The organism is Pseudomonas sp. S3E17 (assembly GCF_024168685.1).
Classification (GTDB): domain Bacteria; phylum Pseudomonadota; class Gammaproteobacteria; order Pseudomonadales; family Pseudomonadaceae; genus Aquipseudomonas; species Aquipseudomonas marginalis.
Window position 1 is genome coordinate 719,365 of sequence record NZ_JALJWE010000001.1, and the last position, 15,097, is coordinate 734,461.

At 61.4% G+C, this 15,097-nt stretch carries 11 protein-coding genes; 3 read left to right on the forward strand and 8 right to left on the reverse strand.

All coding sequences use genetic code 11. The features are described from left to right. Positions 1-217: 217 nt before the first annotated feature. Entirely contained in the window at positions 218-580 is a 363-nt protein-coding gene (locus tag J3D60_RS02855; protein ID WP_065941192.1) for an NUDIX hydrolase, read from the reverse strand. Between the two features lie 128 nt (positions 581-708). Between J3D60_RS02855 and J3D60_RS02860 the strand changes: the two genes are divergently transcribed. The 3 genes from J3D60_RS02860 to J3D60_RS02870 all read left to right on the forward strand — a co-directional run bounded on the left by J3D60_RS02860 (position 709) and on the right by J3D60_RS02870 (position 3,112). Then, on the forward strand, positions 709-1,689 hold the full coding sequence (locus tag J3D60_RS02860) for a Gfo/Idh/MocA family protein (protein WP_253489533.1): 981 nt from the start codon (positions 709-711) through the stop codon (positions 1,687-1,689). 19 nt (positions 1,690-1,708) lie between these two features. After that, positions 1,709-2,338, forward strand: coding sequence for a ribonuclease T2 (locus J3D60_RS02865; protein ID WP_253489534.1), 630 nt, complete (start codon positions 1,709-1,711; stop codon positions 2,336-2,338). Positions 2,339-2,524: 186 nt separating this feature from the next. Continuing rightward, positions 2,525-3,112 (forward strand): LysE family translocator, encoded by a 588-nt coding sequence (locus J3D60_RS02870; RefSeq protein WP_253489536.1) that lies wholly within the window; start codon positions 2,525-2,527, stop codon positions 3,110-3,112. Here the strand turns inward: J3D60_RS02870 and J3D60_RS02875 are convergent. The 7 genes from J3D60_RS02875 to J3D60_RS02905 all read right to left on the reverse strand — a co-directional run bounded on the left by J3D60_RS02875 (position 3,054) and on the right by J3D60_RS02905 (position 15,022). Beyond that, positions 3,054-3,941 (reverse strand): AraC family transcriptional regulator, encoded by an 888-nt coding sequence (locus J3D60_RS02875; RefSeq protein WP_253489539.1) that lies wholly within the window; start codon positions 3,939-3,941, stop codon positions 3,054-3,056. The genes J3D60_RS02870 and J3D60_RS02875 overlap by 59 nt on opposite strands. Positions 3,942-4,014: 73 nt before the next feature. Beyond that, positions 4,015-7,461, reverse strand: a complete 3,447-nt coding sequence (locus tag J3D60_RS02880) for a hypothetical protein (RefSeq protein WP_253489542.1) — start codon at positions 7,459-7,461, stop codon at positions 4,015-4,017. A 177-nt stretch (positions 7,462-7,638) separates the two neighbouring features. Further along, positions 7,639-9,252: an ABC transporter ATP-binding protein gene (locus J3D60_RS02885; RefSeq protein WP_253489545.1), complete on the reverse strand. Its 1,614-nt coding sequence runs from the start codon at positions 9,250-9,252 to the stop codon at positions 7,639-7,641. Between the two features lies 1 nt (position 9,253). Then, a complete protein-coding gene (locus J3D60_RS02890) occupies positions 9,254-10,273 on the reverse strand; it encodes an ABC transporter permease (protein WP_027606501.1) in 1,020 nt (339 codons plus the stop codon). A gap of 1 nt (position 10,274) precedes the next feature. After that, positions 10,275-11,351, reverse strand: coding sequence for a microcin C ABC transporter permease YejB (locus tag J3D60_RS02895; RefSeq protein ID WP_027606500.1), 1,077 nt, complete (start codon positions 11,349-11,351; stop codon positions 10,275-10,277). Next, a complete protein-coding gene (locus J3D60_RS02900) occupies positions 11,352-13,196 on the reverse strand; it encodes an extracellular solute-binding protein (protein WP_065941199.1) in 1,845 nt (614 codons plus the stop codon). Then, positions 13,193-15,022 (reverse strand): extracellular solute-binding protein, encoded by a 1,830-nt coding sequence (locus J3D60_RS02905; protein ID WP_253489548.1) that lies wholly within the window; start codon positions 15,020-15,022, stop codon positions 13,193-13,195. The genes J3D60_RS02900 and J3D60_RS02905 overlap by 4 nt, the downstream gene beginning before the upstream one ends. Positions 15,023-15,097: the final 75 nt, after the last annotated feature.

The window sequence follows — 15,097 nt, forward strand, 5'->3', positions numbered from 1 at the left end:
GACGCGATTGCAGATTTCGGAGGCGCGCAAACGGACGGCATGGCTGAGCACATACGAGTGAAACGCCCGGAAGCAGAATCCGCAGCGGCAAACGCTCCGTCTCAGATCTCTTACTGAGTTTTGCTTTCAGCGGCGTGACGAAGCTGCCACGTTCGTCAAATCCTAAGCGAATGGCGGGGTCAAGCTAGAATTGCGCCATCGCGGGCAGCGTGCTGAATTACAGGCGACGCAGAAAGGATTTGACGATGTGCCGCGTGGCGTCGGTGGTGTCCAGTTCGTCCACGGCGCTATAGGCGTGCCACTGGCAGTCGACGATTTCGTTCAGCGGCCGTGCATCCGCGATATTCACTACCGAGGCTTCAAACACATGGTGCACGGTGTCGCGGGCTTTAAGCTCCTGCAAGTACAGCAGCCCGTCCACGTTCAATCCGGTTTCTTCTTCCAGCTCCCGTTCGGCCGCACCGACCGGGCGCTCGTCCCGTTCCACCTTGCCGCCCGGCAAGGCCCATTTTGACCTGGCCTTGCGCACGAAGAGGATATGCCCCTCGTGTTCGCAAATGACCGTTGCGCGTATTTTCATCGTCTGTGCCCCCGCAGCGGGATGAGTGTCATAAAAGTGTAATGCAATTGTCATGCTAAGTGGTTATGGCGCGCCGCGGTGGGGATGTGGATACTTGCCCGATTGATGAAAACGGGCGAGGAAAACAGATGAGCAGCGTACGTTGGGGCATGATCGGGTGTGGCAGTGTCACTGAGTTGAAGAGTGGACCCGCTTTCTACAAAGCGCCAGGTTCGGCGCTGGTGGCCGTGATGGGGCGGCGCGAGGAGGCCGTGCGCGATTATGCATCGCGCCATGGGATTGCCCGTTACTACACCGACGCCCAGGCACTGATCAACGACCCCGAAGTGGACGCGGTGTACATCGCCACGCCGCCCGACAGCCACCTGGAATACAGCCTGATGGTGGCGGCGGCCGGCAAGCATTGCTGTGTCGAGAAGCCGATGGCGCTGAATGCCGAACAGAGCGCGCTGATGCAGCGCACCTTCGAGCGTGCCGGGCTGCACCTGTTTGTTTCCTACTACCGGCGCTCGCTGCCACGCTTCCAGCAGGTGCGCGCGTGGCTGCAGGACGGGCGCATCGGCACGTTACGCCAGCTGACCTGGACCCTGTGCAACCCCCCGGCCGCCGAGGATGCCAGCGCCGCCAACTGGCGCACCGACCCGGCCATTGCCGGTGGTGGCTACTTTGCCGACCTGGCCAGCCACGGTTTCGACCTGTTCCAGTACCTGGCCGGGGATATTGTCGAGGTCGCGGGCTTTACCGCACGACAGGCCGGGCACTATGCCGCCGAGGATGCCGTGACGGCCTGCTGGACCTTCAGTTCGGGCGCGCTGGGCATGGGCTGCTGGAACTTCGTCGCCGACCGCCGTGAGGACCGGGTCGAGTTGATCGGCAGCCGTGGGCGCATCCAGTTCTCGGTCTTCGAAGACCAGCCGCTCCACCTGGAGGGCGAGACCAACGAGGTGCTGGAAGTGCCATGCCACCCGCATATCCAATGGCACCACGTAGTGGCCATGAACGCGCATATTCGCGGCGAAGCCGAGCATCCTTCGCTGGCCATCGAGGCGTTGAAGACCGATCGGATCCTGGACAAGGTTCTGCAACGTAACCCCAATCTGCCGGGATGATTTTCCAAGGAATAGCGGAATGAAATACTGGATGGTCCTGTGGCTGGCACTTGCCACCACGGCGATGGCGGCCCCGCGTAGCCAAGGGACGCCTGGGGAATTTGATTTTTATGTATTGTCGCTGTCATGGTCGCCGACCTTCTGCCTGACGCACCCGGACAACGAGCAGTGTTCGGGCAAGGGCTACGGCTTTGTGCTGCACGGCTTGTGGCCGCAATACGCGCGGGGAGGGTGGCCGGCGACCTGCGCGCCGCAATCGCGCTTGAGCCGCGAAGAGATGGACAAGGGCGCGGCGCTGTTCCCGACGCGCTCGCTGCTCACCCACGAATGGGCCAAGCACGGCACCTGCAGCGGGCTGGAACCCTTGGCGTACCTGGAGAAAACCGATGCGGCGCTGGGCGTGGTTGCCATCCCTGCGCAACTGCAACCGTTCAACACGCCACCGTCGTTATCGGCCCGCGAGATCGAGGCGCTGTTTCGCGAAAGCAACCCGCGCATGGGCAACCATGGGCTGGCGGTGATCTGCAAAGGCAAGGAGTTGTCGGAAGTGCGTGTGTGCCTGACCAAGGACCTGGCCTTCGCCGGTTGCCCGCGCAGTGTGAAAACCCAATGCCGTGATGGCGACATCCGCATCCCCACGCAGCGTTGAACGCCGGCATCCACACACCTTTGCCCAAGCCACTGCACTAGGTCGAGATCCTGGCTGAGGATGGACGGGGGTGTGACGTCGAAGACTGTGTGATCCACGTCCCAGGGTGATTTTGTTCAATACCTATTTGACCCGGCCTTATACCGTGGAACCCTGTTTACGCCTCATCATAAAAAGGGAACCGCAATGAGTTTGATCATTTCCATGGCCGCCTTCGCCCTGGCCACGTCCATCACGCCGGGACCGGTCAACGTGGTCGCCCTGAGTTCAGGCGCGCGCTTCGGTTTTGTCGCCAGCCAGAAGCATGTGTTCGGCGCTGCCGTTGGCTTTACCTTGCTGTTGGTGCTGATCGGCCTGGGGCTGCACGAGGTGCTGGTGCGCTGGCCCATCCTGACCCAGTTGATCCAGTGGGGCGGGGTCGCGTTCCTGCTGTACATGGCCTGGAAACTGGCGGTGGATAACGGCGAGCTCGACGCGGAGGGCAGCGCGACGGCGCCATCCATGCTCTACGGCGCGATCATGCAATGGCTCAACCCCAAGGCCTGGCTGGCCTGTGTGGCGGGCATGGGCCTGTTTGTGGCCGACGGGGATGGGCGGCAAGTCTGGCTGTTTGCCAGTCTCTACCTGGTGATCTGCTACCTGTCGGTGGCGTGCTGGGCCTATGCCGGGACTTTTCTGCGCCGTTACCTGGACAATCCCCAAGGCGTGCGCCTGTTCAACCGCTCGATGGCCGCGTTGCTGGTGGCCAGTGTGGGTTATTTGCTGATGGCTTGAGCACCTCGCGGTATTGCCCCGGGGTGGCGGCGAAATGCTGTTTGAAGGTGCGCTGGAAGTGCGCCTGGTCGGCAAAGCCCGCGGCGAGCGCCACGTCGGCGATCAACTCGCCCTTGCGCAGCTGGGTGCGGGCAAACTGGATGCGCTGGTTGACCAGGAACGCGTGGGGCGTCAGCCCGTAGTACTGCTTGAAGGCGCGGATCAGGTACGACGGCGACAGTTCGGCCGCCAGGCAGATGTCTTCGAGTTTCAACGCCTCGGTGCAGTGCGCACGGATGTACTCGGCGGCCCGCTCCAGCTTGTGGTTGACCTCGCGCATCGGTGTGGGTGAAGGGTTCAGGCGCTGCTGGACTTCGCTGAAGTAACTCACCAGCGCACTCTGTTTTTGCAGCAATTCGGCCTGCTCGTTCACCAGCATCCGGTACAACGCCAGCAAGCCGCTGTACAGCAGCGGGTCACGGGTATGCGGCGTATTGAACGGGCGATAACCCTGGTCGGTGCTGAAGCCCAATTGGTACTGCAGCTCGGTCAGCCAGGGCGTGTCGAGGTACAGCATATGATAGGACCAGGGCTGGTCGTGGATAGGGTTGCAGGCATGCACATCGCCGGGGTTCATCAACACCACGGTGCCGGCGCTGATCTGGAATGTATCGGTGCCGTAATGGTAATAGCTGCGCCCGGTGGTGATTGCGCCGATGGAGAAATGCTCATGGGCGTGACGGGTGTAAGTGACCTTGCGCCCGTCGGCGATGGTGCGCGCTTCGATGAACGGCAGGCGCTCGTCGCGCCAGAAGCGCGGTGCGGCGGGGAAAGGGGCGGGCGGTGTCATGGGCGCGACTCCAGGGCAGTCAAGATCAGAAACGGATCGTTGCACAGACCCTGGCGTTTGGGTAGCCGATGACTTAATAGGGTTTGAGATTGTGCAAACGCTCGTTTCGGCGTTTGTTGATCATCAGGACCTTTTCCACATTGTTGAGGTTCTGCGTGGACTCGCTCAGATCCCGGTGGTTACTGAGCAGGCATTGGTCAACGACCATCCTGGCAATCGCTTCGAGTCGTGCCGATTGCCAGGACTTCGGTATGGGGGCGGGGTCACCCTGGGTATCCGTTATGAGGGTGGTGTCCAGGGGATGGAGCAGGACCTGCGAACTGGCGTCCGCCACGGGTTCGGAACCGTTGAGATAAGCGCTCCAATCGATCTGCAACTGAACAGGGCCTGGGGCGACCGGGTCATTCAGCAGGCCGGATGGCGGGTTGGCCAGCTGCGTGACCAGCATCTGCCTGGGAAGCAGTTGCAGCAGGTAGCGATCCCGCTGGTAGCGAACACGCAACAGGCATCCAAAATGTGCGGTGATCATCGTGTCCCGCGCAGAGGGAGATGGTTTGCGCAGCAGGTACAGCTCGATGTTTCCCTGCTCCAGGCTGACGCGCCTGGGCAGCGGCAGGCAGGACAGCAGGTAGGCAATGTACACGACATAGCTCTCACGTAGGGATTCGAGCGCGGCATGGAAGTTTTCATCGGCGTTGTGGTCCTTGAGCGTTCTCAAGGGTGGCGAAAACCTGTTGACACGTACCTGTGGCTGAATCGCCCTCCAGCGTTCCATGTGCTTTAACTCACCGGCCAGATACAGTTCGGCCAGGGAAAAGGAAATATCCTGGGTGCTGACTTGCGGATAGCGAATACCGGGCGGAAGGAAGGGCGCCGGCATGAACACGGTTTTGTCCAGGTGAGCGTTATCCGGATAGACCTCACGCAGGTACCTCAATGCCGCCTCCTTCTGATCCGGATAGGGAGTGTGCAGCGATCCGAAGGCATCGTTGAGTGTGCGCTTCTGTTTCTCATAGGTGCGCACGGCGAGCTCGCCTTTAAAGGGCAGGTCCGTGTCCGTCGTATCCACCACGCCATTGGCACGCGCCCAGTCGAGGACGGGATCGACCGTAGGAGGCAGCGCCCAGAATTCCCGGTTGAGCGTCGTGGCAGGGTTATGGACCAGAGTCATGATGTTCTCAAGTGTCATGTACCGGCTGGCGCCAGGGGTTTTCAACTCGATGAAATCAACGAACTGCTTGAACACGACCCAGTTCTGGTTACACAGGTAAGGCAGGGTTTCGGGGATGTTGCGCACCAGCAATTGTGGCGCGCTGCCACTGAGCAGCAAATGCGCGGCCAATGGGGCACCCTCCAGAAGGGTCTGGCGCAGGAGGGCTTCCAGATTGCTGCGCACCAGTGCGCAGTTGTCACCCCAGTAGTAATCGGTGTCGATGGCCAGCCCGCCGACCAGGTTGCGTTGTGTGCCGGCCTGTTCGTCCAGGCTCAGAATCAGTGCGCTGAGCAGCAGTGTTTGTCGACGCTGTTGTGGCGTTGTACCGTGCAGTGCGGCATCGGACCAGATGACGAGGGTGTTCAGGCGCTCGACCAATAGCTGGCTGCGCGAGCTCTGCACCATCTGGTTCAGCAGCATGTCCGCTTCGGCGCGGATCCTGGGGGCGCTCTTGCCCGCCCAACAAGGTTCGCCGAGCCACTTGAACAGGGGCGCTCCCTGCGCCTGTGCAAACGCCTGTTGCGCTTCGTATACCTGTCGGCGTTGTGCGCTGGATAAGGTCAGCAATGACGGCTGCGGCTGGCCCAGGCCCTGCCAGTAGTTGCCCAGCCGTGGTGTAGCAGCCCTGACGGCCCTCAGGTAGTGCGCTGCCTGTTGGGCCTGGTCCGCTGTCTTCACTTCGGTCATGCGCAGGAACTTCATCAACTGCTTGAGGGTGGCCTTCATATCACTGCGCAGCTCGCCACCCAAGTGTTTGGCCAGCTCCTGCAAGGGCGTGAGATAGCGCTTGAGCGCTGGACTGGAGACGATATCGTCCGTGAGGCTTCTGCGCATGCCGTCCCTGTCGTCCGCGCCTACATACCCCTCTTCAGTCAGCAGTACCAGCGCCTTTTCGTCGTCGATACCGCGTTTCACGCAAATGGCGACAAATGATCTGTGCTTGATCATCATCAGCAGTTTTTCGGCGCTCTCCTCCAGCAACTGGTAGAACATCGAGTCAGTGTCCAGCTCGACCGTATCGTCGAGCTCAACCTTTTCATCGGGTTGTTTGCCAGCGCTGACGCGCTCCAACTCTGTCTGCAGGCGATTAAAGTTGTTCAGGGCGCTCAGGCTGTTTTGTTTGCGCTTGAGCCATTGCGCATCCTGGGCCGCTTCACTGCAGTACGGCTGCCCAGGCACGGATGACTGGCGCAGGCGCGTGATCAGGGCGTGCACATCGCTGGCCTGGAGGGGGACCTCGATGGCGTAGAAGTGCATGAGCTCTGCCAGGCTCAGGCTGTTATTGGAGGCTACCTGTTCTCCCAGCAACGATGCATATTGCGCCAGGCGAATCAGCCGACCCGCCACTGGCGCACCACCCAGGTGTGTACGCAGGCTGATGCTGATCCCCTGGAGTTCTGCGGATGAGGCACGCAGGGAATGATCCTCGCCGGAATAAATAAAGTATTCATCGGGGCCCAACGCAGTCGGGAACGTTTGCGTGAACTCGATCGAATTGATCACGCTCTGCAGTAATTGCGCGGCCTCTTTCAAGGTGTGGGCTACGAAAGAGTCAGACCTCAGCGTGAGGCGGTGGCGGTAAGCGAGATAGCTGTCATGGGGTTCATCCGCGGCTGCCGCGCTGGCCATGCATTGCTCGAGGTTATCGGCCAGTTGCAGCAAATCCAGGTGCTGGGCGTGCATTTCATGGCGTGTCGCCGACTGCGCGTGGCCATTGTCACCCATCGTTGGAAAGGCATGGTAGGCCTGCAGCTCATCGACAATCATCCGTGCCTGGATCTGGTTTTTGGGCAACGTGTAGCCGTAGAACGCCAGCGTCAACTCGAGTGGCAATTCAAACGTACTGTGGCCGTTTGGCAAGTCGATATAGGGCACGCCCAGTTGGTTGGGATCAATGATCTCGGAGATGCCCAGGATCGGCGCGGACACTTCCAGCCAGCCTGGGTCGTCATGAAGATGAAAGGCCCTGGAAGTCAGTTGGTCCTCGTGAATGACATTGGCGTGCAGGGAGCCTCCCATGACCTTGATGCTTCGATACTCCAAGTGCTGCGCGTCGGCCCATGCCAGGAACACGCTCTGGTTGATAGCCTTGCCGAACAGCACCATCCATTGGCCAAGCCTGGAATTGCGGTCGACCGCGATCAACGGGGGAGGCCCCAGCAGAGTCCAATTGTGCGGTACGGCGGGTGACAGCAGTGCAACCAGGCTGTTGATCAGCTTCAGATCATCCTGGGTGGCAAACAAGACGGGGCTGGCAGGCAGTGGCTCGGTCGCCGCAGCGGCAATCAGCGGGGCAAATTCGTACATGAATGAAGTTCCGTTTCAAGGTTGCCCAAGAAAACGCTCTTGAGCGGAGCTTCATGGTCGAGGTTTTTTACCTGCGCTTGATAGCCTGCGTCATCCCGAGTTGCTGTAGGTCGAGTAGGCGGCCACGGTGATCCAATGGCGAGGCATGCCCACGCAAGAGGTGGGCGTGCTCATCGCTCAGAGGCGCTCCGGGCAGGGCACCAGAAAGGCCGCTTCCAGCAGTTGACGCGTATACCCATGCTGCGGATCAGCGAAAATCGCTCGCGCATCGCCTTGCTCCACCACCTGCCCCTGCTTGACCACCATCAGTTGGTGACTGAGCGCCTTCACCACCGCCAGGTCATGGCTGATAAACAGGTAGGTCAGGTTGTACTTGGCCTGCAGGCTGCGCAGCAATTCCACCACTTGCCGTTGCACGGTGCGATCCAGCGCCGAGGTCGGTTCGTCCAGCAGGATCAGGCGCGGCTTGAGCACCAGTGCGCGGGCGATGGCGATGCGTTGGCGTTGGCCGCCGGAGAACTCATGGGGGTAGCGATGACGGGACTCAGGGTCCAGGCCCACCTCCTTGAGCGCCGCGATAATCGCCGCTTCCTGCTCGGCCGGAGTGCCCATCCTGTGAATGCGCAGGCCTTCGCCGACGATCTCGCTGACGCACATGCGTGGGCTCAGGCTGCCGAACGGGTCCTGGAACACCACCTGCATTTCCCGGCGCAACGGGCGCACCTGTTGCTGGGTCAGCGTGTCCAGCTGCTGGCCTTCGAAACGAATCCCGCCCTTGCTGGCAATCAAGCGCAAAATCGCCAGGCCCAGGGTGGATTTGCCCGAGCCGCTTTCGCCGACGATGCCCAGGGTCTGGCCCTGGGGCAGGCTGAAGTTGATCCCGTCCACCGCCTTGACGTAATCGACGGTGTTGCGCAGGAAGCCCTTCTTGATCGGGAACCAGACTTTCAGGTCATCGACTTCCAGCAACGGCGGGCCGACTTCGTTGCTGGCCGGGCCACCGCTGGGTTCCGCCGCCAGCAGTTCCTGGGTGTAAGGGTGTCGGGGCGACTGGAACAGCGTCTCGCACTCGGCCTGCTCGACGATGCAGCCCTGCTGCATCACGCACACGCGGTGAGCAATGCGTCGCACCAGGTTCAGGTCGTGGCTGATCAACAGCAAGGCCATGCCCAAACGCGCCTGCAACTCCTTGAGCAGTTCCAGGATCTTCAGCTGCACGGTGACGTCGAGGGCGGTGGTCGGCTCATCCGCGATCAACAACTCCGGCTCATTGGCCAGGGCCATCGCGATCATCACCCGCTGGCGCTGGCCGCCCGACAGTTCGTGGGGCAGGGCCTTGAGCCGTTTGTACGGCTCGGGGATGCCCACCAGTTCCAGCAGTTCCAGGGTGCGCCGGGTCGCGACCTTGCCGGTCAGGCCCTTGTGCAGCCCGAGCACTTCATTGATCTGCTTCTCGATGCAGTGCAGCGGGTTCAACGACGTCATCGGCTCCTGGAAGATCATCGCGATGCGGTTGCCGCGAATATGCCGCAGGGTCTTTTCCTTGAGGGTCAGCAGGTCCTGGCCGGAATAGGTGATGGTGCCGGACGGATGCCGGGCCAGCGGGTAGGGCAGCAGGCGCAGGATCGAGTGGGCGGTCACCGATTTGCCTGAGCCGCTTTCGCCGACCAGGGCCAGGGTTTCGCCGCGCTTGATATCGAAGCTGACGTTGTTGACCACACGGTGGTGATGCTCGCCCGTGACGAACTCGACGGAGAGGTCGCGGATTTCGATCAGATTGTCCTGATTCATCTCATTTCCTCGGGTCGAAGGCATCGCGAGCGGACTCGCCGATAAACACCAGCAAACTCAGCATGATCGCCAGCACGGCAAACGCGCTCATGCCCAGCCACGGTGCCTGCAGGTTGGATTTGCCCTGGGCCACCAGTTCGCCCAGGGACGGCGAACCGGCCGGCAGGCCAAAGCCGAGGAAGTCCAGGGCGGTCAGGGTGCCAATGGCGCCGGTGAGGATGAACGGCATGAAGGTCATGGTCGAGACCATGGCATTGGGCAGGATATGGCGGAACATGATCGCGCCGTTCTGCATCCCCAGTGCCCGCGCCGCGCGCACGTATTCGAGGTTACGCCCGCGCAGGAACTCGGCGCGCACCACGTCCACCAGGCTCATCCAGGAAAACAGCAGCATGATCCCCAGCAGCCACCAGAAGTTCGGCTGCACGAAGCTGGCGAGGATGATCAGCAGGTACAGCACCGGCAAGCCCGACCAGATTTCCAGGAAACGCTGCCCGGCCAGGTCGACCCAGCCGCCATAGAAGCCCTGCAAGGCGCCGGCGATCACGCCGATGATCGAACTGAGCACCGTCAACGTCAGGGCAAACAGCACCGACACACGGAAGCCATAGATCACCCGCGCGAGCACATCGCGGCCCTGGTCATCGGTACCCAGCAGGTTGACGCGCGAAGGCGGCGCCGGGGCCGGTACCTTCAGGTCGTAGTTGATGCTCTGGTAGCTGAACGGGATCGGCGCCCACAGGGTCCAGGCGTCCTTGGCCTTGAGCAGTTCCTGGATATACGGGCTCTTGTAGTTGGCTTCCAGGGGGAATTCGCCGCCGAAGGTGGTTTCCGGGTAGCGCTTGAGCGCCGGGAAATACCAGTCGCCGTCGTAGTGCACCGCCAGTGGCTTGTCGTTGGCGATCAGCTCCGCGCCCAGGCTCAGCCCGAACAGGATCAGGAACAGCCACAGCGACCACCAGCCACGCTTGTTGGCCTTGAACCGCTCGAACCGGCGGCGATTGAGGGGGGACAGGTTCATCTCAATGCTCCCGGCTGGCGAAGTCGATACGCGGATCGACCAGGGTGTAGGTGAGGTCGCCGATCAGTTTCACCACCAGCCCCAACAGGGTGAAGATAAACAGCGTGCCGAACACCACCGGGTAGTCGCGGTTGATCGCCGCTTCAAAGCTCATCAGGCCCAGGCCGTCGAGGGAGAAGATCACTTCCACCAGCAACGAGCCGGTGAAGAAAATCCCGATGAACGCCGACGGGAAGCCGGCGATCACCAGCAGCATCGCGTTACGGAACACATGGCCGTAGAGCACCCGGTGGTTGGTCAGGCCCTTGGCCTTGGCGGTGATCACGTATTGCTTGTTGATCTCGTCGAGAAAGCTGTTCTTGGTCAGCAGGGTCATGGTCGCGAAGTTGCCGATCACCAGCGCGGTGATGGGCAGCGCCAGGTGCCAGAAGTAGTCGAGCACCTTGCCGCCCCAGCTCAACTCATCGAAGTTGTTGGACGTCAGCCCACGCAAGGGGAACCAGTCGAAATAGCTGCCGCCGGCAAACACCACGATCAGCAGGATCGCAAACAGGAACGCCGGGATCGCATAGCCGACGATGATTGCCGAGCTGGTCCACACATCGAAGTGGCTGCCATGTCGCGTGGCTTTGGCGATCCCCAGCGGGATCGACACCAGGTACATGATCAGCGTGCTCCATAACCCCAGGGAGATGGACACCGGCATCTTTTCCTTGATCAGGTCGATCACCTTGGCGTCACGGAAGAAGCTGTCGCCGAAATCCAGCCGGGCGTAGTTCTTGACCATGATCCACAAGCGTTCCGGCGCCGACTTGTCGAAGCCGTACATCTTTTCGATTTCCTTGATCAACGCCGGGTCCAGGCCCTGGGCGCCACGGTAGCTGCTGGAACCGGCCACCGAGACTTCGGCGCCGCCGCCGGCAATGCGGCTGGTGGCGCCTTCAAAGCCCTCGAGCTTGGCGATCATCTGCTCCACCGGCCCCCCGGGGGCGGCCTGGATGATGATGAAGTTGATCAGCAGGATCCCGAACAACGTCGGGATGATCAGCAACAGGCGGCGAACAATATAGGCCAGCATTTAATCGCCTCCGCTCGCCGCATCGGCGCTCGTGTCGGTAGCCGTTTCCAGGGGGACGGCAGGTTTTACGTTGGGCTTTGCCCACCAGGTGGCGGTGCCCACGTCATAGCGTGGCGGGGTTTTCGGATGGCCGAGGTGGTCCCAGTACGCCACGCGGAAGGTCTTGATGTGCCAATTGGGGATCACGTAGTAACCGAACTGCAGCACACGGTCCAGGGCCTTGGCATGGGCGATCAGGCTGTTGCGCGAGTCGGCGTCGATCAGTTCTTCCACCAACTGGTCGACCGCCGGATCCTTGAGGCCCATGTAGTTGCGGCTGCCGGGTTTGTCGGCACTGGAGGACTTCCAGAATTCCCGTTGTTCGTTACCCGGTGAGGTGGATTGCGGGAAGCTGCCCACCATCATGTCGAAGTCCCGGGAACGCACACGGTTGACGAACTGCGAAACGTCCACCCGGCGGATCACCAGGTCGATGCCCAGGTCCGCCAGGTTGCGTTTGAACGGCAGCAGGATGCGCTCGAACTCGGTCTGGGCCAGCAGGAACTCGATGGTCACGGGTTTGCCCGTGGTGTCGACCATCTTGTCGTCGACGATGCGCCAGCCGGCCTCCTGCAGCAGTTGGTAGGCCTCGCGTTGCTGGGTGCGGATCATGCCGCTGCCGTCGGTTTTGGCCGGCTCGAAGGCCTGGGTGAAGACTTCGGCGGGGATCTTGTCGCGCAGGGGTTCGAGGATTTTCAGCTCATCCGGGCCGGGCAGGCCGGTGGCGGCCATTTCGGAGTTTTCGAAGTAGCTGCGGGTGCGAGTGTAGGCGCCGTTGAACAGCTGTTTGTTGCTCCACTCGAAGTCCAGCAACAGGCTGATGGCCTTGCGCACACGCACATCCTGGAACATCGGCTTGCGCGTATTGAACACAAAACCCTGCATGCCGGTGGGATTGCCGTTGGGGATTTCTTCCTTGATCAACCGGCCCTCGGTCACGGCCGGAATGTTGTAGGCATTGGCCCAGTTCTTGGCGCTGAATTCCAGCCAGTAGTCGAACTGCCCGGCCTTCAACGCTTCCAGGGACACGGTGCTGTCGCGGTAGTAGTCGGTGATGCGGTTGTCGAAATTGTAGAAACCCTTGGTGATCGGCAGGTCCTTGGCCCAGTAGTCCTTGACCCGCTCGTAGCGGATCATGCGCCCGGCCTTGACCTCGGCCACCTTGTACGGCCCGCTGCCCAGGGGCACCTCGAGGTTGCCCTTGGCAAAGTCCCGCGTGGCCCACCAATGTTTGGGCAGCACCGGCAGTTGCCCGAGGATCAGCGGCAATTCGCGGTTGTTGGTGCGCTTGAACTTGAACAGCACCCGCAGTGGGTCTTCGGCGACCACTTCATCCACATCGGCGTAGTAGGTGCGGTAGATCGGCGAGCCTTCCTTCATCAGTTCCTGGAAGGTGAACACCACGTCTTCGGCGCGGATCGGGTGGCCGTCGTGGAACCGCGCTTCGGGGCGCAGGTAGAAACGCACCCAGCTGTTGTCCGGGGCTTTTTCGATCTTGCCGGCGACCAGGCCGTATTCGGTGATCGGTTCGTCCAGGCTCTGCATGGCCAGGGTGTCGTAGATCAGGCTGACGTTGTCGGCCGGCACGCCCTTGCTGATAAACGGGTTGAGGCTGTCAAAGCCGCCCATGCTCGACTCGCGGAAGGTACCGCCCTTGGGCGCGTCCGGGTTGACGTAGTCGAAGTGCTTGAAGTCGGCGGGGTATTTCGGCGGCTCGTTGTACAGCGTCAGTGCGTGTTGCGGGGCGGCGTGGGCCGTGGTGCACAGCAACAGGCTGCCGAGCAGTACGTTGCGCAAATACATCATTGGGCTTTCTCCGAAGCTTTCAGCCACCACGCGCTCAGGCCCAGGCTGTAGGGCGGCGTGGTGACAAAGGCGAACCGGTTGCGGTACGCCAGGCGATGATAGTTGAGGTACCAGTTGGGAATGCTGTAGTGCTGCCACAGCAGCACCCGGTCCAGGGCGCGGCCGGCGGCCAGTTGTTCTTCGCGGGTCTGCGCCGCCAGCAGTTGTTCCAGCAGGTGATCGACAACGGGGTTGGTGATGCCCGCATAGTTCTTGCTGCCCTTGATCGCAGCCTGGCTGGAGTGGAAGTACTGCCACTGTTCGAGGCCGGGGCTCAAGGTCTGGTTGAGGGTGATCAGGATCATGTCGAAATCGAATTGATCCAGGCGTTGCTTGTACTGGGCGCGGTCGACGGTGCGCAGGCGTGCGTCGATGCCGATGCTGATCAGGTTCTCGACATAGGGCTGGAGGATGCGCTCCAGGTTCGGGTTGACCAGCAGGATCTCGAAGCGCAGAGGTTGCCCGTCCTTGTTGAGCAGGCGTTGGCCCGACAACTTCCACCCGGCTTCGCCCAGCAGCGCCAGGGCGCGGCGCAGGGTTTCGCGGGGGATGCCGCGCCCGTCGGTCTGGGGCAGGCTGAAGGCTTGGGTAAACAGGTTGGGCGGCAGCTGGTCGCGGTAGGGGGAGAGCATCAGCCATTCATGGCCGGTTGGCACCCCGGTAGCGGCGAATTCGCTGTTGGGGTAATAGCTGAGCGTGCGTTTGTAGGCGCTGCTGAACAGGGTGCGGTTGGTCCACTCGAAGTCGAACATCAACCCCAGGGCTTCGCGCACCTTGGTCTGGCTGAAGGTCGGGCGCCGGGTGTTCATGAACAGGCCCTGGCTTTGGGTCGGGATCTGGTGGGCGATCTGCGCCTTGATCACTTCGCCACGGTTCACCGCCGGGAAGTTGTAGCCATTGGCCCAGTTCTTGGCCTGGTGCTCGATATAAATGTCGAACTCGCCGGCCTTGAACGCTTCGAAGGCCACATCGCTGTCGCGGTAGAACTCCACCTCGACCTTGTCGTAGTTATAGAAGCCCTGGTTGACCGGCAAGTCCTTGCCCCAGTAATCCTTGACCCGTTCGAACACCAGCTGGCGTCCAGGGGTGATCTTGCTGATGCGGTACGGCCCGCTGCCCAGGGGCGGTTCGAAGGTGGTCGCCTTGAAGTCGCGGTTTTTCCAATAGTGCTGAGGCAATACCGGCAATTCGCCCAGGCGCAGGATCAGCAATGGGTTGCCGGCACGCTTGAACACAAAGCGGATGCGGTGAGGGTTGAGGATGTCCACCCGCGCCACTTCCTGCAGGTTGGTGCGGTATTGGGGGTGGCCTTCGGTCAGCAGGGTACGATAGGAAAATGCCACGTCATAGGCCGTGATCGGCTTGCCATCGTGGAAGCGCGCCTGCGGACGCAGGTTGAATACGACCCAGCTGCGGTCCTCGCTGTATTCCACCGACTGGGCAATCAGCCCGTAGCTGGAGGTGGGCTCGTCGCCGGACGGCGCGTACTGACCGGTGCCGACCATCAACGGCTCATTCAGCTCATTGACGCCGTATTGCAGGAAGTTGGGGGTGGAAACCGGGCTTGAACCCTTGAACGTGTAGGGGTTGAGGGTATCGAAGGTGCCAAATGCCATGACCCGCAAGGTCCCGCCTTTCGGCGCTGCAGGGTTTACCCAATCGAAGTGGGTGAATTTGGCCGGGTACTTGAGCGTGCCGAACTGCGTGTAACCGTGGCTCTCGGTTATTGTCGCGTTCGCACCAAAGCTCAAGGCCAGACTTATTAGTAGAAGGAGGGGACGCTTCAAGTCAGGGATCCGATCCAGGCGGCTTGGGCTTTATGATCGGTACAGTAACAGCTTGTTCCGGATGGAAAAAGCCAG